The organism is Allobosea sp. MMO-172 (assembly GCF_037147855.1).
In the GTDB taxonomy this organism is placed as follows: domain Bacteria; phylum Pseudomonadota; class Alphaproteobacteria; order Rhizobiales; family Beijerinckiaceae; genus Allobosea.
Genome location: NZ_JBBCUM010000001.1, coordinates 562,095 through 582,022, shown reverse-complemented (window position 1 = coordinate 582,022; position 19,928 = coordinate 562,095). Strand labels below are relative to the sequence as shown.

Below are 19,928 nucleotides of genomic sequence, written 5' to 3'. Positions count from 1 at the left end.
CCGGACTCGATTCAAGCAACGGATAGCACCATGCCCAAGGGATATGTCATCGGCCGCGCCAAGGTCTCCGACGCGACCAAATGGGCGGGCTATGCCGCCAAGGCCTCCGAGGTCATGAAGATCTATGGCGGCGCGCCGATCGTGCGCGGCGGCCAGATGACGGTGGGCGAGGGCGAAGGCCGCGCCCGCAACGTCGTGATCGAGTTCAAGGATTTCGAATCGGCGCGTGCCTATCTGTTCTCGCCGGAATATGCCGAGGCGCGGAAGCTGCGCGAAGGTGCCGGCGAGATCGATCTCGTCGCCGTCGAAGGGGCCTGAGCCGTGGCCAAGGGCTACTGGATCGCGCGCGTCGACGTCGAGAACGCCGAGGCTTATGCCAAGTACCGTTCGCTCAACGCGGTCGCCTTCGCCAAATACGGTGCGAAGTTCCTGGTCCGCGGCGGCGAGTACAAGCTCGCCCGCGGTGAGGGCCGCAAGCACAACGTCGTCATCGAGTTCAAGGACGAGGAGACGGCCCGCGCCTGCTATGCCTCGCCGGAATATCAGGAGGCGGTGAAGCATCTCAGCGCCGCCGGCCAGTCCGATCTGGTCATCATCGGCGGCTATGACGGCCCGCAGCCGGGCGAATAGGCCTGTCCGGACGCTGCCTTCTCCGTCATTTGGATGACGAAACGCCTGTGCGGGTTCCCTTAGTCTCCCCTCCGTAGCCTGACGGAGGGGATATCGGGCGCGCGAGCCGGGGGCGAGGCTCGCGGAGGCGTCCCGACCCAGCCGCGATGTCGATGTCTCAGCGCGGGCGCAGGGGGAGCGCAGCGCTGCGCAGCAGTGAAACGAGCTGACTTTGCTGGCGTGTGTTCGTCTTCTGGAAGATGCGCGCCAGATGCGTGCGTGCGGTCGAGATCCGAACGCCCTGGGCTTCGGCCGCTTCCGTCAGGGATGATCCGCTTGCGAGTGCGGAGGCGAACTTCGCTTCCGCGTCGGTGAGATCGAAAAGCTGGCGCGCGCATGCCACGAGATTGGTCGCCGTTTCCAGCCGCCGCAGCGCGATCAGCACCTTGCCGGCCGCATGAGCCTGCGGGGAGGGGGGCGCCGGCATGGCGCAGGCGGAAAGCGAATGAGAGCCGTCCTCGCCATGCAGGATCATGCTGGCCTGCGCGGGAGCGAGGGGATCCTGCGCGCTGCGCAGGGCGCCTTCGATCAGCAGCTTGAGCTGGCGCTGATCGGCCGGCTGGCGTGCGAAGAGCCGCCCCTGCCGCAAGCCGACCGCGCTGTCGGGATCGGACAGGATCTCGTCCGCACCCTCGTTGGCGTAGGCGATGCGCATATCCTGGTCGAGGATCGCGATGCCCATGGCGACGCGGTCGAGCGCGCTGCGCGCCTCGTCCCGCTGGATGGTCACCCGGCCGATATGGCGGCGCAGTTCGACGACGCGCCTGAGCACCGGATAGAGCTTTTCGAGCAGGGCGACCTCCTCGGCGTCGAAGGCCTCCTGCTGCCGGCCGCGCTGGACGTCGAAGAACCAGAAGGCCTCCCCGTTCTTGGCGAGGCGGCAGGCCATGCCGCCATACATGTCCTGCGGGCGCATCCATTCCTGCCAGACGCGCGTGTTGCGCAGGGCATCCTCGCCGAACACCTCGTTGTCGCGGTAGATCACGCCGAGAGGGATGTCGCGCAGCGCGCTGCCCATCTCGATGAAGTCGGATGCGAGATCGCCGAAGCAGCGCTCCTGCAGCGCGGCGTCGGGGTTGGTCGCATGGGACGCCCAGTCCTCCGGGCTCGGCCCGAAGCCGGCGAAGCAGGCTTTCGAGCCGTTGAACAATTGCCGCATCGCTTCGGCCGCGGCCTGCATCTGCTCTTCGTTCATCGCGCCGGCCAGCAACTGGTCGATCGCGGACATGACGGTATCGACATCGAGGCGCGGCATGAGAAATCCCGGCTGGCCACGGAAGGCGCATGCGAGATGCGCCACGCCGAAGGTAGCAGCATGGGTTGTTCTGGAAAAGTCCAAAAACAATCCAAAGTTTTTTATCGATTCCGGCTGGCCTCATTCACCAGCCATGGCCTCTATGGCGGCAAGGGTCGGGAGCGCATCGAAGACGCCGTTTCGGGTGGTGGTCAGGGCCCCGGCGATCGCGGCATTGCGCAGGGCCTGGGGCAAGGAATGCCCCGTCGCCAGGCGGACACCGAGCGTCGCGGCGAAGGCATCGCCGGCACCGAGCGAATCGACGGTTTCGACGGCAAAGCCCTTCTGCGTGATGACCTGGCCATCCGCCGTGACGGCGATGGCCCCGGCCGCCCCCCGCGTCAGGACGACGAGCTCCGGCCCCTGTTCCAGCAATGCGGGTGCAAGCTTCGCCGCGAAACGCTGAGGCCCGGTCATTCCGCCGGGCTGCAGCCCCAGCGCGATCGAAAGGCTGCGGGCCTCGGTTTCGTTGACGATCAGGATCGAGGTTTGCTTCAGGACCGCGTCGGGGATCTCACGGAAGGGCGACGGGTTGAGCAGGGTCGGCACGCCAGCTCGCCGGGCCAGGGCGAAAGCCGCCTCGATCGGCGCGTTGCCGATTTCGAACTGGCCCGTCACCAGCGCCGCCTCGGTGATCGCCGGCGCCCGCTGCCGGACATGCTCGGCCGAGAGGGCGAGATTGGCGCCAGAGGCAATGGCGACGCAGGTTTCGCCGCTGGCATCGGTGAGGCCGATGCCGCTGCCGGTGCTGCCCGCCACCCGGACCAGCATCGATGGCGGCAGGCCGGCGCGTTCGAGAGCAGGCGGGGCGAAGGCGGCTGCAAGATCGTCGCCCACGGCGAGCAGGCCTTGCACCTCGGCGCCGAGGCGCCGGGCCATGATCGCCTGGTTCAGGCCCTTGCCACCGGGCTCGATCGTCACGGTTTCGGCCGCGAGCGATTCACCCGGGCGTGGAAAGCGGGCGACCTTCGCCGAGCACGCGACGACGAAGCTGCCGAGCACGAAAACCGCTTTGCCGGCCATGACAGTCTCCAGCGATTTGCCTTACCCATTCTCGAACTGCTACGCGGGTTGTGTCACGCTCATGCCAACGATGACAGTGCCTAAGTCTACTCTCCCAAAGCCGCCCTTCCAGGACCTGCTGGAACTGCGCACCGACACCGCCAAGCCGCTCTATCAGCAGCTTGAGGATCAACTGTCCCATCTGATCGGCAACGGCACCCTGCCGCCGGGCACGACGCTGCCCGCCGAGCGCCAGCTTGCCGAGCGCCTGAGTATCAGCCGTGCCACCGTGCAGCGCTCCTACAACGCCTTGCGCGAGCGCAAATTGCTGAGTGCGCAGGGCCGGCTGGGCTCGATCGTCCAGGGCTCCGGACCGCGCCTGCATTCCGGCATGGACCGTCTCAAGGGCTTCACCGAGGAGATGAAGGAACTCGGCCGGGTGCCGTCGTCGCGGATCGTCGAGCGGTCGGTGGTGCAGGACCGGTCGATCGCCTCGATCTTCGGCCACTCCTCGCATGCGCGCTTCCTCAAGCTGGTCCGCATTCGCTCCGGCGACGGCATCCCGATGTCGCGCGAGGTCGCCTGGTACAATCTTGAGCGCGCGCCTGATCTGGCCGAGAGCGATCTCTCCGGCTCCGTCTACGCTAGGCTTGCCGCGCTCGGCCTGCCGCTGACCCGCTGCGACCAGACCATCGAGGCGGCGGCGCCGACGGTCGAGGAATGCGCGATCTTCGGCTTCACCGCTCCCGCGCCCTGCCTGCTGATCAAGCGACGCAGCTATGGCGCCGATGGCGACATGCTCGAATATGTCGAGGGCCTGTTCCGGGGCGATACCTATACCTACAAGCTGACGCTGACCGCCTGACATCCTGTGGTGGCAGAAGCTGCATGGGATTTCCCCTTTGGATATCCAATAGCAGCCCAAAGCGAAGGCATTGAACCTCCCTCCTTCCCGCCGCGACCAAGAGAGACGGAAGCCGTATCCGGCAAGCCCGGGATGTCCCGGGCGGCAGGCATGGCGCTCCTTCGATTGCAGGGATGGATATTGCGATGTCGCTTCATGTCTCGATTGTCGGCAGGACGAGCTACACCCCGTTCCCTCCGCGCCATGATGTGGCCCCTGAGGCCTTCGGGCGCGCTTCCAGGCCGGTTTTCGTCATCGATGCCGAGCTGAACCAGCGCTTTGGCAATCGCGGCGCTGAGGCGCTTGCCCGTGATGGGCTGGGCGGCCTCGACCGCTTCACCGCCAGCGACAAGGATTTCATGGCGCGATTGCAGGTCTGGCTGAAGCGTTGCCGCAATGGCAGCGCGGCCGGCGAGACACGGCTGCCGCTGGTGCTGCGCAACGGCCGCCAGATCGCGGTCGATGCCGTCCATCTCGCCAGCATCGAATTGTTCGTCCTGACGGTGGACGACCCCGAGAGCGCGATCGACCGCAACGTCGCCCGGGTCAGCGAGGCTTGCGGCCTGACGCCGACCGAGGAGCGCATGCTCGCCCTGATGGTCGAGGGGCTCGACACGATCATCGCCGCCAAGCGGCTGGGCATCGCGCCGACCACGGCCCGCACCCATCTCCAGCGTCTCTTCGCCAAGACCGGCACCGCCCGGCAGAGCGAGCTCGTCCGCTTCGTCGCGACCTATGTCGAGGAGCTCCGCTGACGGCCGGAACCCGGCGCCTGCGCATCGGCGCCGGAGATATTGACAGGGCCTGCGATCGCACGCCCATCTGGACCGGCATGCGCAAGCACCGCACCCGTCCGGAGCGATCGCGACCATGGCCGAGACGCTGGCAGCCTTCATCTTCTGCGCCTTGCTGAGCGGCAGCGCTATCTTCGGCGTCAAGCTGCGGGGCTGGCTGTCCGAGGAGCATCTCTCCGAGCGCACGCTTGAAGCGATCCGGCTGGTGACGAGCCTGCTCGTCACCTTCGCGGCGCTGGTGCTCAGCCTCCAGCTCTCCAGCGTCAAGGGCACCTTCGATCAGGCCTATCGTGATCGCAACGCCGATGCGGCCGTGCTCGCGCAGCTCGACGAATGCCTGCGCAGCTACGGGGCCGAGGCCGATCCGATCCGGCTCGACCTGCGCAGCTATACGGCCGGCGTCATCGCCAGCACCTGGCCGCTGGAGCCGAAGCCGGAAGGCGTGTCGTACCCTGATACGACAGCCATGGCCCGCGAAGGCTTTGACCCCTCGCTCGGCGCCGTGATCGCGCGCATCGGCCGGGCGATCAATGGCCTCGCTCCGGCCGATACGCTCCGCGCCAATGTCGCGGCGGAGTGCCGGGCGACCTATCAGCGGGTGCAGCAGCGGCGCTGGGCGGTGATCGAGGATGTGCACGGCCCTATCTCGCCACTGTTCACCAGCGTCATGACCTTCTGGCTGATGCTGGTCTTCCTGAGCTTCGGCCTGCAGATCCCGCGCCGGCGCCTTGCCGCGATCGTGCTCGCGATCGGCATTGTCTCGATCTCGACCGTGATGTTCGTCATCACCGATCTTGAGACGCATTATGGCGGCCTGTTCGGCATTTCCAGCACCTCAATGCGCGACGCGCTGACGGGCATGGCCCGCTGAGGCGCGGGACGGGTTGGCGCGGCGCTTGCCAAGAGGCTCGGGATCGGGTGCGATGGCCCCGGTCCGGTCCGATGAGGCCCGATTCAAACGATATGATCTCGATACGAGGCAGGGGAACGAGCAGATGGTGCGTGGGATGACGGGATTGCGGTTGAGTCTGGCGCTGGCGGCGTCGGTTCTGGCGCTGGGCGTGGCGCAGGCGCAGGAGCCGAAGAAGGGCGGGACGGTCCATGTCGTGGTCCAGCCCGAGCCGCCGATGCTGATGCAGGGCCTCAACCAGAACGGCCCGACCAACATGGTCGCCGGCAACATCTACGAGTCGCTGCTGCGCTATAACGAGAAGCTCGAGCCGCAGCCCTCGCTCGCCAAGAGCTGGGAAATCTCGCCGGACGCCAAGACCTACACCTTCAAGCTGCAGGAAGGCGTGAAATGGCATGACGGCAAGCCGTTCACCGCCGACGACGTCGTCTTCACCCTCGACAAGTTCCTGCGCGACGTCCATCCGCGCTGGCGCCCGATCGTCAACGCCCAGGTCGAGAAGATCGAGAAGGTCGACGATCTCACGGTCAAGATCACGCTGAAGCAGCCCTTCGGCCCGATGATCATGACGCAGGAGGTCGCCTCCGCGCCGATGATCCCGAAGCATATCTATGACGGCACGGATTATCGCGCGAACCCCGCCAACAACACACCGATCGGCACCGGTCCCTTCAAGCTCAAGGAGTGGAAGAAGGGCTCCTATATCCACCTCGTCAAGAACGAGGACTACTGGCTGAAGGGCAAGCCGAACCTCGACGAGATCTACTGGCAGATCATTCCCGATGCAGCTGCCCGCGCCGTTGCCTATGAGACGGGCAAGGTCGACGTGCTGACCGGCGGCTCGGTCGATGTCTACGACGTGGCGCGCCTCGCCAAGCTGCCCAATACCTGCATGACGACCAAGGGCTGGGAGATGTTCGCCCCCCATGCCTGGCTCACGCCCAACGTGCGCAACGGCATCCTCGGCAACAAGCAGTTCCGCCAGGGCCTGATGTACGCGATCGACCGCGAATTCGGGAAGGACGTGGTCTGGGGCGGCCTCGGCAAGCTGCCGACCGGGCCGATCTCGTCCAAGACCAAGTTCTATTCGGGCGACGTGCCGAAATACACCTACGACCCCGCCAAGGCGAAAGAGCTGATCAAGGCCTCCGGCTACAAGGGCGAGACGATCAAGCTCCTGAACCTGCCCTATGGCGAGACCTGGAGCCGCTGGTCCGAGGCGATCAAGCAGAATCTCGAGGATGTCGGCGTCAAGGTGCAGATCGAGAACACCGACGTGCCCGGCTGGACGCAGAGGGCGTCGAACTGGGACTTCGACCTGAACTTCAACTTCCTCTACCAGCTTGGCGACCCCGCCATGGGCGTGGCGCGCTCCTACATCTCCTCCAACATCGCCAAGGGCAATCCCTTCGCCAATGTCGGCGGCTACTCCAATCCGGAAGTCGACAAGCTCTTCGCCGATGCCGCGATCGCGCCGACCGACAGGGAGCGTCAGGAACTCTACACCAAGGTGCAGAAGATCCTCGCCGACGAACTGCCGGTGCTCTGGCTGCTGGAGATGGACTTCCCGACCATCTACCGCTGCAACGTCAAGAACCTCGTCACCACCGGCGTCGGCGTGAATGACGGCTTCCGCGACGCCTGGAAGGAGTGACCGCTCGCGTCATCCCGGACGCCGCGAAGCGGCGATCCGGGGTCGCATCGGGGCCAGCCTCCGCGGCGCCCTGTTCCGATGACGGTCCCGCGTCTGCGCAGCGGCACTTCGTGCCGCGGCGCGCGCGGGATGACAGGCTTCACGAAAGTCCTGAATGAACCTCGCGCAATTCCTCGCCGGCCGGCTCGTGAAGGGCGTCATCGTCCTCTTCGCGATCGCGATCTTGAATTTCCTGCTGATCCGGGCCGCGCCCGGCGATCCAGCTCAGGTGCTCGCCGGCGAGGCGGGCGCCGCCGATGCGCAGCTCCTTGAGCAGCTTCGCGCCCGCTTCGGCCTCGATCAGCCCTTTCTGACCCAGCTCTGGATCTATCTGAAGGGTTATCTCACCTTCGATCTCGGCTTCAGCTATCGCCAGCAGCAGCCGGTGCTGAACCTGATCATGGAGCGCCTGCCGGCGACGCTGCTGCTGACGGGCGCGGCCTTCCTCGTCTCGCTCGTCGTCGGCACGGCGATGGGCGCGCTCGCCGCCCGCCGGGCCGGCAAATGGTCGGACAGCCTGATCACCACGCTCGCCCTGATCTTCTACGCGACGCCGCTGTTCTGGATCGCACTGATGAGCCAGATCGTCTTCGCGCTGAAGCTCGGGCTCGTCCCCAATGTCGGCTACGAGACCATCGGCGCGAACTATACCGGCCTCGCCCGCGCGCTCGATATCGGCCAGCACCTCATCCTGCCCTCGCTGACGCTCGGCCTGTTCTTCACGGCGCTCTATGCCCGGATGATGCGCGCCTCGATGCTGGAGGTGGCTGGCGCCGATTTCGTCAAGACGGCGCGCGCCAAGGGCGTGTCGCAGCCCCGCGTCTGGCGCCGGCATGTCGCGCGCAACGCCATCCTGCCGGTGGTGACGCTGGCGGGTCTCCAGGCCGGCCAGCTCGTCGGCGGCGCGGTGCTGACCGAGACCGTCTTCGCGTGGCCGGGCATCGGCCGCCTGATGTTCGATGCGCTGGTCCAGCGCGACTATTCCGTCCTGCTCGGCGTCTTCTTCGTCTCCTCGGCGATGGTCGTCTGCTTCAACATCGCGACCGATCTGGTCTACCGGATCGTCGATCCGCGCATCGAGGCGCACGCATGAATTTCCTCAAGCGCTTCATCCGCAATCGCGGCGCCGTCATCGGCATCGTCATTCTGCTCGCCGTCGTCGCTTTCGCGATCCTGGCGCCGACGCTCTATCCGCAATCGCCCTGGCGCCCGGTGGCGCGGCCCTTCCTCGCGCCCTTCGTCAACGAGCGCTTCCCGCTCGGCACCGATACGCTCGGCCGCAACCTCGCCGCCGGCCTCGTCCATGGCGCGCGCGTCTCGCTGATGATCGGCGTGGTCTCGACCTTGGTCGCGCTGGTGATCGGCGTGCCGCTTGGTGCCGTCGCCGGTTATGCCGGGGGCTTCGTCGATGATGCGCTGATGCGCTTCACCGAGTTCTTCCAGACCATTCCCTCCTTCGCGCTCGCGATCGTGCTGGTCGCGATCCTGCAGCCGCAATTGGGCTCGATCGTGCTGGCGATCGGCGTGGTCAGCTGGCCACCCGTGGCGCGATTGGTGCGAGGGGAGGTGCTCTCATTGCGAAGTCGCGAATATGTCCAGGCGGCGGTCACCATCGGCCAGTCGACGCCGCGGATCATCTTCAGCCAGGTCCTGCCCAACACCATCGCGCCGATCATCGTCATGGGCTCGCTGATGATCGGCTCGGCGATCCTGCTGGAATCCTCGCTCTCCTTCCTCGGCCTGGGCGACCCCAACCTGATGAGCTGGGGCTATATGGTCGGCGCCGGCCGCACGCGCCTGCTCGATGCCTGGTGGATCTCGTTCTTCCCGGGTTTCGCGATCTTCCTGACGGTGCTCGCGCTCAACCTCGCCGGCGAGGGGCTGAACGACGCCCTGAATCCGCGTCTGGCCAGGGGGCGGGAATGATGGCGCGAACGACCGCCCCCGCGCTCTCCATCGAAGGGCTGACGCTGGCCCTACCGGCCATGGCCGACCGTCCCAACGCGGTCGAGAAGGTCACGCTCGCCATCCAGCCCGGCGAGACGCTTTGCGTCGTCGGCGAGTCCGGCTCCGGCAAGTCGATGATCGCCCATGCCGTCATGGGCCTCTTGCCCAAGGCGGTGAAGCCGGTCGCCGGTGCGATCAGGCTCGCGGGCCGCGATCTCCTCGCGCTTGACGAAGAGGCGATGCAGGACGTCCGCGGCCGCGAGGTTGGCATGATCTTCCAGGAGCCGATGACCTCGCTGAACCCGGTCATGCGCATCTCCGACCAGATCGTCGAGACTTTCGAGGCCCATGGCCTGCACGACAGGGCGACGCGCCGGGCGCGTGCGATCGATCTCCTGACCGAGGTCGGCCTGCCCGATCCGCCGCGCCTCGCGAAGGCCTATCCGCATGAGCTCTCCGGCGGCCAGCGCCAGCGCGTGATGATCGCGATGGCGCTCGCGCTCGAACCCAAGCTCCTGATTGCGGACGAGCCCACCACCGCGCTCGACGTCACCACCCAGGCGCAGATCCTCAAGCTGATCGACAACCTGCGCCATCGCCACGGCACGGCCGTGCTCTTCATCACCCATGACATGGGCGTGGTCGCGGAGATCGCCGACCGCATCGCCGTGCTGGAGAAGGGCGTTCTGGTCGAGGAGGGCACGGCCGATCAGGTGCTCGGCTCACCCAGCCATCCCTATACGCAGAAGCTGCTCGCCGCCGTGCCCTCGCTGACGCCGGCCGTGCTGCCGCCGCTGCCGGATACGGCGCCGGTCATCAGCGTCGAGGGGCTCGGCAAGACCTATCGCAAGCGCTCGCTCTTCGGCGTCGCGCGCGAGGTCAAGGCGGCCGACGACATCTCCTTCGCGCTCGTCCGCGGCGAGACGCTCGGCCTCGTCGGCGAATCCGGCTCGGGCAAGTCGACGGTCGGGCGCTGCTGCCTGCGCCTGATCGAGCCGGATCGCGGCCGCATCGCGCTCGGCGATCTCGTCCTCTCCGAACTGAAGCCGGCCGAACTGCGCCGCCAGCGCAAGCGTATCCAGATGGTCTTCCAGGACCCTTTCGCCTCGCTCAACCCGCGCCAGACCGTCGGCCGCATCATCTCGGACGGCCCGGTCGCCCATGGTGCGCCGCGCAAGGAAGCTCTGGCGCGGGCGAAGGAACTGCTGGAGCTGGTCGGCCTCTCCGCCAACGCCATCGACCGCTACCCGCATGAGTTCTCCGGCGGGCAGCGCCAGCGTGTCGGCATCGCCCGCGCGCTTGCGCTCGAACCGGACGTGCTCGTGGCGGACGAGGCGGTCTCGGCGCTCGACGTTTCCGTGCAGGCCCAGATCCTCAAGCTGATCAAGGATATCCAGAGCCGGCTCGGCCTCGCGATCCTCTTCGTCACGCATGACCTGCGCGTCGCCGCGCAGATCTGCGATCGGATCGCGGTGATGCAGCGTGGGCGCATCGTCGAGAGCGGGCCGACGGCCGCGATCTTCGCCGACCCGCAGCACGCGTATACGCGGCAACTGCTGGCGGCGGTGCCGGGCGGCGGGCGCTTCGGGCACTAATAGACGATACCCAGCCGGAGCCTGCGCCATGCCTCTCGATCCCGCCTTGCGTGACAAGATCCTCGCCGCCGTCGAGGCGGGCTTCGATGAACAGGTCGCCTATACGCAGGAGCTGGTCCGCTTCGCCTCGACCCGCGGGCAGGAGCACACGGTCCAGGACTTCATCTTCCGCGCCCTGAAACAGCGCGGCTTCACCATGGACCGCTTCGCCATGGACAGGGAGGCGATCGCGGCCCATCCCGGCGGCGCGCCCTTCTCCGACACGCATTCCGAAGCCCCGATTGTCGTCGGCATCCATCGCCCCCGCGAGGAGAAGGGCCGCTCGCTGATCCTGCAGGCCCATGTCGATGTCGTTCCGGCCGGCCCCGTCGACCAGTGGAAGCATCCGCCCTTCGACCCCGTGATCGAGGGCGACTGGATGTATGGCCGCGGCAGTGCCGACATGAAGGCTGGCTCCGCCGCCAATCTCTTCTGCCTCGATGCATTGCGCCGCATCGGCATGCAGCCGGCGGCGACGGTCTATGTCGAATCCGTCGTCGAGGAGGAATCGACCGGCAATGGCGCGCTGATGACGCATTTGCGCGGCTATCGCGCCGAGGCCGCGCTGATCCCCGAGCCGGAATACGAGATGCTGGCCCGCGCCAATGCCGGCGTGCTCTGGTTCCAGTTCGAGGTGCGCGGCATCCCCGCCCATGTCCGCGAGATGGGCACCGGCGCCAATGCGATCGACGCCGCCTACCGGGTCGTCGCGGCTTTGCGCAAGCTCGAGGAACAGTTCAACCTCGAGAAGGCCGGCCGCGAGCATTTCGAGGATGATCCGCACCCGATCAACCTGAATATCGGCAAGATCGAGGGCGGCGACTGGGCCTCCTCCGTGCCCTGCTGGTGCCGGGTCGATTGCCGCGTCGGGCTCTATCCCGGCGTCACCGCCAAGGAGACGGCGCAGCGCATCGAGGATTGCATCCGCGAGGCGGCGCGCGGCGATTCCTTCCTGGCGAACAACCCGCCGAAGGTGACGTTCAACGGCTTCTGGGCCGAGGGCTATGTGCTGGAGCCCGGCAGCGAGGCGGAGGCCGTGCTCGCCCGCGCCCATGAGGCGGCGCTCGGCAAGCCGCTCAAGAGCTTCATGACGGCGGCCTATCTCGATACCCGCGTCCACGCGCTCTACGACAAGATTCCGGCGCTCTGCTATGGCCCGATGGGCGAGAACATCCACGCCTTCGACGAGCGCGTCAGCCTCGCCTCGGTGAAGCGGATCACCGGAGCCATGGCGCTCTTCGTCGCCGAATGGTGCGGACTCGAAAGCATCGAGGCTTGAACGCCTCCACATCGAGCCGGGCGCTGCTGCTCGTTCCCCTGCTCGGGTTGCTCTGGGGCTTCAACTGGCCGGCGGTGCGGATATCGCTGACCGAGATCGCGCCCTGGACCTTGCGCGCGGCCGGCATGAGCTTCGCCGGACTGGTCCTCGTCGCGATCGCGCTGGCGCGCGGCGTTCCGCTTGCGGTGCCGCGTGGGCAATGGCCGCGGCTGGTCATCGCCGGCTTCCTTTCGATCGCCGCCTTCAACGTGCTGCTCGCCTTCGCGCAATTGGCGGCGCCGACCTCGCGCGCCGCCATCCTGACCTTCACCATGCCGATCTGGGCGACATTGCTCGCCCGCTTCGTGCTGGGCGAGGCCTTCGATGGCCGGCGCCTCGCGGGGCTCGCGCTCGGCATCTCCGGCCTCGTCTGCCTCGGCCTGCCGTTGATCCTCGCCGGACAGCTTTCCTTCGGCCTGACGCTGGCGCTGCTCGCGGCGGTGAGCTGGGCGTTCGGCACGATCGTGACCAAGCGCTGGCCGGTCTCGGCCCCGGCGCTGACCATCGCCGCCTGGCAATTGCTGATCGGCGGCGTGGTCGCCGGCATCGGCATGCTCGTCTTCGAAGGGCTGCCGGTGCCGAAGCTCCTGTCGCCGCGTGTGCTGACGGCGCTGAGCTTCCACATTATCGGCGCGCAGGCGCTCGCTTATTTCCTCTGGTTCACGGTGGTCGCGCGCCTGCCGGCGGGTATCGCCAGCCTCGGCACGCTGATGGTGCCGGCTGTCGGCGTGCTCGGTTCGGTGCTGCTGCTTGGCGAGCGGCCGACGCCGACCGATTGGCTGGGTCTTTGCCTCGTGATCGCGGCTTCCGGCGCAATCTTGATCCCCGCCCGCCGCGCCTGACGCCGCTCAGCTCTGGCCGGGAATGGCGTAGCGCTGCGCCAGCACCGCGCTCATCGCGGCGACGAGCTCCGCGATGAGGCCGCCCTTCTCCCAGGAATAGATCGAGACCACCATCGCTGGCTCCATGCCGAAGGCTTCATACGGCCTGACCCGGCGGCCGATCGTCGTGCCGACGGGCAGGAGCGAGAGCCCGAGCCCGGCCTCGACCGCAACGATGACGTTGTAGAGATTGCTGCTCGACAGGGCGATGTACCAACGATGCCGCTCGCGCTCGATCCGCTCGAACATGGCGTCGCGATAGAGCCCGCCGGGCGGGAAGGTGACCAGCGGCAGCGGCTCCGGCCAGGTTTCCGGTGCATCGACACTCTCGAACCAGGCCATCGCCTCTGGGTAGCTGGCGCGGTGGTCGGAGCTGGCGGATGGCTCCTTGACGATGACGACGTCGAACTCGCCGGCCCGGTAGCGCCGTGTCAATTCGCGGCTGAGGCCCGCGACCACGTCGAGCCGGACTTCGCGATGCTGCCGGATGAAGCCGGCGAAGACCTGCGCCATGTTGCCGGTGACGATATCGTCGGGCACGCCGATGCGGATCGAGGCCGTACCGGCGGAATCGCCCAGCATGGTCTCGGCCTCCTGCTGCAGCGTCAGGATGCGCCGGGCATAGCCGAGCAGGCGCTCGCCCGAGGCCGTAGCCTGGACCGGGCGGGCGACACGGTCGATCAATCCGCGCCCCACCGCTTCCTCCAGCCGCGCCAGCTGCTGGCTGATGGTCGATTGCGTCATGTTGAGCCGCTCGGCCGCCTGGGTGAAGCTGCCGGTATCGGCAATGGCGACGAAGGAACGGAGCAGGCGGGGATCAAGCATCGGGCCAGTACCGCATCTCGGGAGCGGGAATGCCGGCTATATTCGCAAAGCCACTGGGTGATATCCAGATATTTAATTTTCAGATGGACGCTCGCGCCGTTATCCAGAGATCAAGGCAAGCTTGCCTTGCCCGCAAGACAGGGATGATGCCGCCCAAGGCGATGCCGTCCATGCCTATCAGGGAGACGGAATTGACCCGATTTTCGCCGATCCTTGCCTTCGTTCTTCTCCTGCTGGCCTGCGGCCCGCAGACAGCCTTCGGACAAGCCATGACCGACACCAGATTGCATGCCGCCGCGGCCAAGGACGATGTCGCCGGGATCAAGCGCCTCCTCGCCGAGGGGGCTGCGATCAATGCACGCGACGAGCGTGGCCGCACCGCCTTGCTGGCCGCGACCCATGAGAACCGCGTCAACGCCGCCCGCGCCCTGATCGAGGCCGGGGCCGACGTGAACGCCAAGGACGCGATGAACGACAGCCCCTATCTCTATGCCGGCGCGCGCGGCCACCTCGCCATCCTCAAGCTGACGCTCGAACATGGCGCCGACCTGAAGAGCACCAACCGCTATGGCGGCACGGCCTTGATTCCGGCCTGCGAGCGCGGCCATGTCGAGACGGTCCGCACGCTGATCGCGGCTGGCGTCAAGGTCGACCATATCAACAATCTCGGCTGGACCGGCCTGCTGGAGGCGATCATCTTGAGCGACGGCGGCGAGAAGCATCAGCAGATCGTCAAGGACCTGCTCGCGGCCGGCGCCGATGTGAACCTCGCCGATCGCGACGGCGTCACCCCGCTTCAGCATGCCCGCAGCCGCGGCCAGACCAGGATGCAGCAGATCCTGCTCGCTGCCGGCGGTCGCTGAGCGGAGGCCGATCATGAGCCAGACACAGCGTTTCCTTTGTGAGGCGATCGAACTCGCGCGGGCCAACATGGAGCAGGGCGGGCGGCCTTTCGGCGCGGTGATCGTCCGCGACGGCGAAGTCGTCGCGACCGGCGTTAATGAGATCATTGCGACCAACGACCCGACCGCCCATGCCGAGATGACGGCCTTGCGCGCCGCGAGCGGCAAGCTCGGCTCGCCGAACCTCGCCGGTTGCGCGGTCTATGCCAGCGGCCATCCTTGCCCGATGTGCATGGCGGCGATGCGGCTCTCCGGCGTCAGCGAGGTCTACTACGCCTATTCCAACGATGACGGCGCGCCCTTTGGTCTGTCGACGGCGGCGATCTATGCCGATCTGGCGAAGCCCTTCGCCGAGCAGTCGATGAAGATCGCCTACAGGCCCGTGCGTCTCGAATCCGGGCCCGATCTCTATGCGGAATGGAAGCGGCGCCAGACCGGGCCGGTCTGAGCCGATGACGCCTGAACGATCCGGCGCGTCTCGCGCGCTGCTGCTCGCGGCCGTGGTGCTCGTTGGCCTGAACCTGCGCCCGTTCCTGACTGGCATCGGCCCGCTCGCGGCGGAGATCCAGGCCGCGACGGGCTTGGGTTTTGGCAGCCTCTCGCTGTTCACGCTGGTGCCGATGCTGCTGATGGGCGTCTGCGCCTTCGCCGGTCCCTGGCTCCAGCGCACGCTCGGGGCGCGGGCAGCGGTCGTCGGTGCGCTCTGCATCCTCTGTGCGGCGGCAGCGCTGCGGCTGGTCATCGCAAACGGAGAGGCGCTGATCGCGACGGCGGCCTTGTGCGGGCTTGGCGTCGCGGTGGTGCAATCGGTCTTCCCGGGCATCGTCAAGGCCGAGTTCCCGGACCGGGTCGCGCTGGTGATGGGGCTCTATTCGGCGATGCTGATGGGCGGCGGCGCGCTCGGTGCGCAGCTCTCGCCCTTGATCGCCCAACAGACCGGAAGCTGGCATCTCGGCCTCGGCTGGATCGCCCTGCCGGCGGCGATCGCGGTTCTGGTCTCGGCGGTGGCGCTGCCACCCGGTCGATCTGGGCAGGGCGGCGGCTTGCCGGCGCTGGCCCTGCTGCGCCGCCCGCGCACATGGCTCCTGATGATCTGCTTCGGGCTGGTGAACGGCGGCTATGCCTCGGTGGTCGCCTGGCTCGCGCCCGCCTATCAGGCGATGGGTTGGTCGGGGGCTGAGAGCGGTGGCCTGCTGGCGGTCATGGCGGCGAGCCAGGCCGTGGCGGCGCTCGGCATTCCCGCATTGGCGGCCCGCAATCCCGACCGCCGCTTCTGGATCTGGCTCGCATTGGCCTGTCAGGTCGTCGGTTTCGCTGGCCTCGCCTGGTGGCCGCTCGTGGCGCCGACGGTCTGGGCGGTGGCGATCGGCGTCGGGCTCGGCGCGGGCTTCGCGCTCTTCCTGATCGTGGCGCTCGACCATCTCGACAACCCCGCCAATGCCGGGGCGCTCTCGGCCTTGATGCAGGGCGGCGGCTTCCTGATCTCCGCCATCCCGCCCTGGATCGTCGCATTGCTGCGCGATGCCGGCGGCAGCTTCACCGCCGGCTGGCTGATGCACATGGCTTGCGCCGTCCTGGCGGGGCTGATGGCGCTGCGCTTCGCACCGCGCGGCTATGCCCGCGCGATGCAGCTCTCGCCTGACGCCGATCAGGCCTTGTCGCCGAGATAGGCGGTCGCGTCGATCTCGACGATGCAGTTCGGCGAGCCGAGCCCGTTGACGATGCAGGAGACGCGATGCGGCGTCGCCTCGGCGAAATTGGCGAAATAGACCTCGTTCATCGGCTCCCAATAGGCGCGATCGGTGACGTAGACCGTGCATTTCACGACATCGTCGAGGCTGCCGCCGGCCTCTTCGAGCAGCGCCTTGATATTGTCGATGCATTGCTGGGTCTGCGCCCGGGGATCGCCGATCGCGAGCTTGCCGTCCTTGTCGGTCCCGACGCAGCAGACGAACATGAAGCCGCCGGCGACAGTCGCCTGGGCGAAGGGCAGGCGGCCCTTGTGGATGCGGTCCGAGGTAATGATGCGCTTGGGCATGGCAGGCTCCGTCTAGGGAAGTTCACCCTAGCGGCCGCAAACGCCGGAAGGAATGCGGGCTAGCTCCGCGTCCCCGGCGATGTCTCGCTGGCGATGATGTGGTCCGCGAGATGGATGGCCTGCTCCGATCCGGAGGCGAGGCGGCGCATCACACCGCTCAGCGCCTCGAAAGCCTCGCGGTCGAGCGGCGCGAACAGGGCGTCGTTGACCGGGCGCTGCAGCGAGGCCAGCTGCTCCAGCTTCTCGAACCCGGCCGCTGTGACGGTGAGCGTGACCCGGCGCCCGTCGCTCGGATGCGGGCGCTTCTCGACGAGGCCGCTCTTCACCAGCTTGTTCAGCTCGATGGTCACGAAGGCGCCGCTGAGATGCAGCCGCTCGGCCACCTGCGCGACGCCGAGTTCGTTATCGGGCGCGCCGCGGCCGACCGCGATCAGGATCAGGTATTGCGGCGGCGTCAGCCCGATATAGGCCGCGAAACGCGCGCGCGCCTCCTCCAGCCGGCTGCCGAAGGCGAAGAAGTCATAGAGCATGTCGCGGAAGCGCGCGTCGTTTCCGCCCTCCAGCAAATCAGGCTTCGCCACGGTCAGGCGCCGGTTCTCGATCGACATGGTTCGTCCGTCATGCGGGTTATTGACTTTGTTAGATAGCTTTGTAATAAAGCTATCTAACAAATGAGCGTTGCGGATGGCAACCGGAGGGAACGATGGACGGCAGGGCCTTCAGACAATCCCTGGGCGAGTTCGCTACGGGGGTGGCGGTCATCACCGCGCAGGGCAGCGGCGAAGATCTCATCGGCATGACCATGAGTTCGTTCAACTCCGTTTCGATCGATCCGCCGCTCGTCCTGTTCAGCGTCGACAGGCGGGCGAACAGCCTGCCGGCCATGCTCGAAGCCAAGGGCTTCGCGGTCAATGTGCTGGCGCGCGAGCAGGAGCAGATTTCCAACCGTTTCGCACGCGCCCTCAGCGATAAATGGGCCGAGGTCAAGCGCACGGTCGGCCATGCCCAGGCCCCCCTGATCACCGGCGCGCTCGCCCATTTCGAATGCGAGCCCTACGCCAATTACGACGGCGGCGACCATGTGATCTTCGTCGTGCGGGTGCTGCGCCATGCGGTGCGCGCCGGCAATCCGGCGCCGCTGGTGTTCTTCCGCGGCCGTTACCGCGACCTCGTCGACGAGACCGAGCGTGAGCCGTCCTGGCCGCTGCCCATCCACTACTGAACCATCACGACAACCGGAGAGGGGATACCCATGACCAAGACGGGACAGGAACATCTCGCCAGCCTGCGCGACGGCCGCTCGATCTTCATCGACGGCGCGCGCGTCGAGGACGTCACCACGCATCGTGCCTTCCGCAATGTGGCGCGCTCGGTCGGCGGTCTCTTCGACTTCGCCAATGATGCCTCGCGCCGCGAGCTGATGACCTTCGAGACCGAGGCCGGCGGCCGGGCCAATCGCATCTGGCAATTGCCGACCTCCTATGCCGATCTCGTCGAGCGCCGCCGCGCGCTCGAGGCCTGGACCGCGATCCATGGCGGCTTCCTCGGCCGCGCGCCGGACCATGTCGCCTCCTGCATCTCCGGCATGCGCATGGGCCTGCCGGTCTTCGAGGGCTATGATCCCGCCCGCGCCGCGGCTCTGGAAAACTACCACCGCTACGCCCGCGACAACGACCTCTACCTGACCTATGTCATCATCAATCCGCAGGCCGACCGCTCCAAGAACGCGGCCGAGCAGGCCGATCCCTTCCTGACGGCCGGCGTGGTCGATCGCGATGCCGAAGGCATCACCATCCGCGGCGCCAAGATGCTGGCGACCGGCGGCGTCGTCGCCAACGAGGTCTTCGTCACCACGATCCAGCCGATGCAGCCGGGCGAGGAGCGCTATGCCGTCTCCTTCGCCATCCCGATGAACAGCAAGGGCCTGAAGATGCTCTCGCGCAAGTCGTATGAGGCGCAGGCCGGCTCGATCTTCGACAACCCGCTGGCGAGCCGCTACGACGAGAACGACGCCGTGCTGTTCTTCGACGACGTGAAGGTTCCGTGGGACCGCGTCTTCATCGATGGCAGCGTCGAGATGTGCCAGAAGCAGTTCCACGCGACCCCGGCGCATGTCTACCAGAACTACCAGGCGATGATCCGCCTCAAGGTGAAGCTGCAGTTCCTGATGGGCATCGCCCATCGCACCACCCAGACCAACGGCATCACCCAGTTCCCGCAGGTCCGCGAGATCCTCGGCCAGCTCGCTGCTGAAGCGGCGATGGTCGATGCCTTCGTCAACGCCATGGAGGCCAAGGGCACGCAGGCAGGCCCCTACTTCGTGCCCGACCGGCACATGCTCTATTCGGCGCAGGTGCTGACCCAGCAGATGTATCCGAAGATCCTGAACTCGCTGCGCGAGCTCGCCGGCGGCGGCATGATCATGCTGCCCTCCTCGATTGCCGATTTCGCCAATCCCGAGATCGCCGCGATGATCGAGAAGACCCAGCAGTCGCCGGCCGCGAACTCGCATGACCGGGTGAAGTTCTACAAGCTCGCCTGGGATGCGGTCGGCTCCGAGTTCGGCTCGCGCCATCACCAGTACGAGATGTTCTATGCCGGGGCGACCTTCGTGACGAAGGGTCATTCCTTCCGGACCTACGACTGGGGCAAGGCCGGCGGCATCGTCCAGTCGATGCTGGATTCCTACGATCTCGACAGCAAGCCCGCCGCCTGAGCGCGAAAGGAAAAGCCATGCCCGTCAACAAGCAGCACGACGAGTTCTACACGCTCGACATGACTAGCGGCTGGGAAGTCCCGGCCGGTTATCCCGCCGGCATCCAGCAGAAGATCCTCTCGGGGGCGCTGGACGAGGTCAACAATCGCGGCACGCGCACGCGCCTGCTGCGCTTCCAGCCCGGCGTCTACACCACCGCGCCGTTCTCCCATGACTATTGGGAGGAGGTCTATCTGGTCGAGGGCGACCTGACCGTCGGCAACGATGCCAGCGGCAATGGCGGGACGGCTTTCCCGCCGCACACCTATGCGGTTCGTCCGCCGCATGCCAAACATGGGCCGTTCAAGTCCGAGGGCGGCTGCCTGCTCCTCGAAATCCATTACTTCGACCCGGTCTGATAC

General features: G+C 66.9%; 22 protein-coding genes. 17 read left to right on the top strand and 5 right to left on the bottom strand.

Annotated features, from left to right (window positions below; all coding sequences use genetic code 11):
• The first annotated feature begins 30 nt into the window (after nucleotides 1–30).
• The gene (locus WFK61_RS02725) at nucleotides 31–318 is read left to right on the top strand and encodes a DUF1330 domain-containing protein (protein WP_336809986.1); all 288 of its coding nucleotides are present in this window, start codon (nucleotides 31–33) and stop codon (nucleotides 316–318) included.
• 3 nt (nucleotides 319–321) lie between these two features.
• Entirely contained in the window at nucleotides 322–630 is a 309-nt protein-coding gene (locus tag WFK61_RS02720) for a DUF1330 domain-containing protein (RefSeq protein ID WP_257733845.1), read from the top strand.
• A 157-nt stretch (nucleotides 631–787) separates the two neighbouring features.
• Here WFK61_RS02720 and WFK61_RS02715 read toward each other — a convergent pair whose 3' ends face one another.
• Nucleotides 788–1,924, bottom strand: coding sequence for a helix-turn-helix transcriptional regulator (locus WFK61_RS02715; RefSeq protein ID WP_336809985.1), 1,137 nt, complete (start codon nucleotides 1,922–1,924; stop codon nucleotides 788–790).
• A gap of 120 nt (nucleotides 1,925–2,044) precedes the next feature.
• Nucleotides 2,045–2,986 (bottom strand): ribokinase, encoded by a 942-nt coding sequence (locus WFK61_RS02710; RefSeq protein WP_336809984.1) that lies wholly within the window; start codon nucleotides 2,984–2,986, stop codon nucleotides 2,045–2,047.
• Between the two features lie 70 nt (nucleotides 2,987–3,056).
• On the opposite strand from WFK61_RS02710, the gene WFK61_RS02705 reads away from it, so the two are divergent.
• The 9 genes from WFK61_RS02705 (at nucleotide 3,057) to WFK61_RS02665 (ending at nucleotide 13,007) form a co-directional block, all read left to right on the top strand.
• Complete coding sequence (locus WFK61_RS02705; protein ID WP_336809983.1) at nucleotides 3,057–3,830, top strand: GntR family transcriptional regulator; 774 nt, start codon at nucleotides 3,057–3,059, stop codon at nucleotides 3,828–3,830.
• A 185-nt stretch (nucleotides 3,831–4,015) separates the two neighbouring features.
• The gene (locus WFK61_RS02700) at nucleotides 4,016–4,624 is read left to right on the top strand and encodes a helix-turn-helix transcriptional regulator (protein ID WP_336809982.1); all 609 of its coding nucleotides are present in this window, start codon (nucleotides 4,016–4,018) and stop codon (nucleotides 4,622–4,624) included.
• Between the two features lie 115 nt (nucleotides 4,625–4,739).
• Entirely contained in the window at nucleotides 4,740–5,534 is a 795-nt protein-coding gene (locus tag WFK61_RS02695) for a bestrophin-like domain (RefSeq protein ID WP_336809981.1), read from the top strand.
• 124 nt (nucleotides 5,535–5,658) lie between these two features.
• The gene (locus WFK61_RS02690) at nucleotides 5,659–7,227 is read left to right on the top strand and encodes an ABC transporter substrate-binding protein (RefSeq protein WP_336809980.1); all 1,569 of its coding nucleotides are present in this window, start codon (nucleotides 5,659–5,661) and stop codon (nucleotides 7,225–7,227) included.
• 154 nt (nucleotides 7,228–7,381) lie between these two features.
• Nucleotides 7,382–8,359 carry an ABC transporter permease gene (locus tag WFK61_RS02685; RefSeq protein WP_336809979.1) on the top strand — a complete coding sequence of 326 codons (978 nt, stop codon included), beginning with the start codon at nucleotides 7,382–7,384 and terminating at the stop codon, nucleotides 8,357–8,359.
• Nucleotides 8,356–9,192, top strand: a complete 837-nt coding sequence (locus tag WFK61_RS02680; RefSeq protein ID WP_336809978.1) for an ABC transporter permease — start codon at nucleotides 8,356–8,358, stop codon at nucleotides 9,190–9,192. The genes WFK61_RS02685 and WFK61_RS02680 overlap by 4 nt, the downstream gene beginning before the upstream one ends.
• The gene (locus WFK61_RS02675) at nucleotides 9,192–10,808 is read left to right on the top strand and encodes an ABC transporter ATP-binding protein (RefSeq protein ID WP_442896251.1); all 1,617 of its coding nucleotides are present in this window, start codon (nucleotides 9,192–9,194) and stop codon (nucleotides 10,806–10,808) included. Before WFK61_RS02680 ends, WFK61_RS02675 begins: the two co-directional genes overlap by 1 nt.
• Nucleotides 10,809–10,836: 28 nt before the next feature.
• The gene (locus tag WFK61_RS02670) at nucleotides 10,837–12,126 is read left to right on the top strand and encodes an ArgE/DapE family deacylase (RefSeq protein ID WP_336809976.1); all 1,290 of its coding nucleotides are present in this window, start codon (nucleotides 10,837–10,839) and stop codon (nucleotides 12,124–12,126) included.
• The gene (locus tag WFK61_RS02665; protein WP_336809975.1) at nucleotides 12,123–13,007 is read left to right on the top strand and encodes a DMT family transporter; all 885 of its coding nucleotides are present in this window, start codon (nucleotides 12,123–12,125) and stop codon (nucleotides 13,005–13,007) included. Before WFK61_RS02670 ends, WFK61_RS02665 begins: the two co-directional genes overlap by 4 nt.
• Before the next feature lie 6 nt (nucleotides 13,008–13,013).
• On the opposite strand, the gene WFK61_RS02660 is transcribed toward WFK61_RS02665, so the two are convergent.
• Nucleotides 13,014–13,871: a LysR family transcriptional regulator gene (locus tag WFK61_RS02660; protein ID WP_336809974.1), complete on the bottom strand. Its 858-nt coding sequence runs from the start codon at nucleotides 13,869–13,871 to the stop codon at nucleotides 13,014–13,016.
• A 170-nt stretch (nucleotides 13,872–14,041) separates the two neighbouring features.
• Here WFK61_RS02660 and WFK61_RS02655 point away from each other — a divergent pair, with 170 nt between their 5' ends.
• The 3 genes from WFK61_RS02655 to WFK61_RS02645 are packed head-to-tail and all read left to right on the top strand — an operon-like array spanning nucleotide 14,042 to nucleotide 16,443.
• Nucleotides 14,042–14,734 carry an ankyrin repeat domain-containing protein gene (locus tag WFK61_RS02655; protein WP_336809973.1) on the top strand — a complete coding sequence of 231 codons (693 nt, stop codon included), beginning with the start codon at nucleotides 14,042–14,044 and terminating at the stop codon, nucleotides 14,732–14,734.
• A gap of 13 nt (nucleotides 14,735–14,747) precedes the next feature.
• Entirely contained in the window at nucleotides 14,748–15,221 is a 474-nt protein-coding gene (locus WFK61_RS02650; protein ID WP_336809972.1) for a nucleoside deaminase, read from the top strand.
• A 4-nt stretch (nucleotides 15,222–15,225) separates the two neighbouring features.
• Nucleotides 15,226–16,443 (top strand): cyanate transporter, encoded by a 1,218-nt coding sequence (locus WFK61_RS02645; RefSeq protein ID WP_336809971.1) that lies wholly within the window; start codon nucleotides 15,226–15,228, stop codon nucleotides 16,441–16,443.
• Here WFK61_RS02645 and WFK61_RS02640 read toward each other — a convergent pair.
• Together WFK61_RS02640 and WFK61_RS02635 are read right to left on the bottom strand one after the other, a co-directional pair.
• Nucleotides 16,422–16,811 (bottom strand): RidA family protein, encoded by a 390-nt coding sequence (locus WFK61_RS02640; protein ID WP_257733860.1) that lies wholly within the window; start codon nucleotides 16,809–16,811, stop codon nucleotides 16,422–16,424. The genes WFK61_RS02645 and WFK61_RS02640 overlap by 22 nt on opposite strands.
• A gap of 59 nt (nucleotides 16,812–16,870) precedes the next feature.
• Nucleotides 16,871–17,419 (bottom strand): MarR family winged helix-turn-helix transcriptional regulator, encoded by a 549-nt coding sequence (locus tag WFK61_RS02635; protein ID WP_336809970.1) that lies wholly within the window; start codon nucleotides 17,417–17,419, stop codon nucleotides 16,871–16,873.
• Nucleotides 17,420–17,514: 95 nt separating this feature from the next.
• Here WFK61_RS02635 and WFK61_RS02630 point away from each other — a divergent pair, with 95 nt between their 5' ends.
• The 3 genes from WFK61_RS02630 to WFK61_RS02620 are packed head-to-tail and all read left to right on the top strand — an operon-like array spanning nucleotide 17,515 to nucleotide 19,925.
• Nucleotides 17,515–18,033, top strand: a complete 519-nt coding sequence (locus tag WFK61_RS02630) for a flavin reductase family protein (protein WP_336809969.1) — start codon at nucleotides 17,515–17,517, stop codon at nucleotides 18,031–18,033.
• Between the two features lie 30 nt (nucleotides 18,034–18,063).
• Nucleotides 18,064–19,527: a 4-hydroxyphenylacetate 3-hydroxylase family protein gene (locus WFK61_RS02625; protein WP_336809968.1), complete on the top strand. Its 1,464-nt coding sequence runs from the start codon at nucleotides 18,064–18,066 to the stop codon at nucleotides 19,525–19,527.
• Nucleotides 19,528–19,544: 17 nt separating this feature from the next.
• Entirely contained in the window at nucleotides 19,545–19,925 is a 381-nt protein-coding gene (locus WFK61_RS02620) for a DUF4437 domain-containing protein (protein WP_257733863.1), read from the top strand.
• Nucleotides 19,926–19,928: the final 3 nt, after the last annotated feature.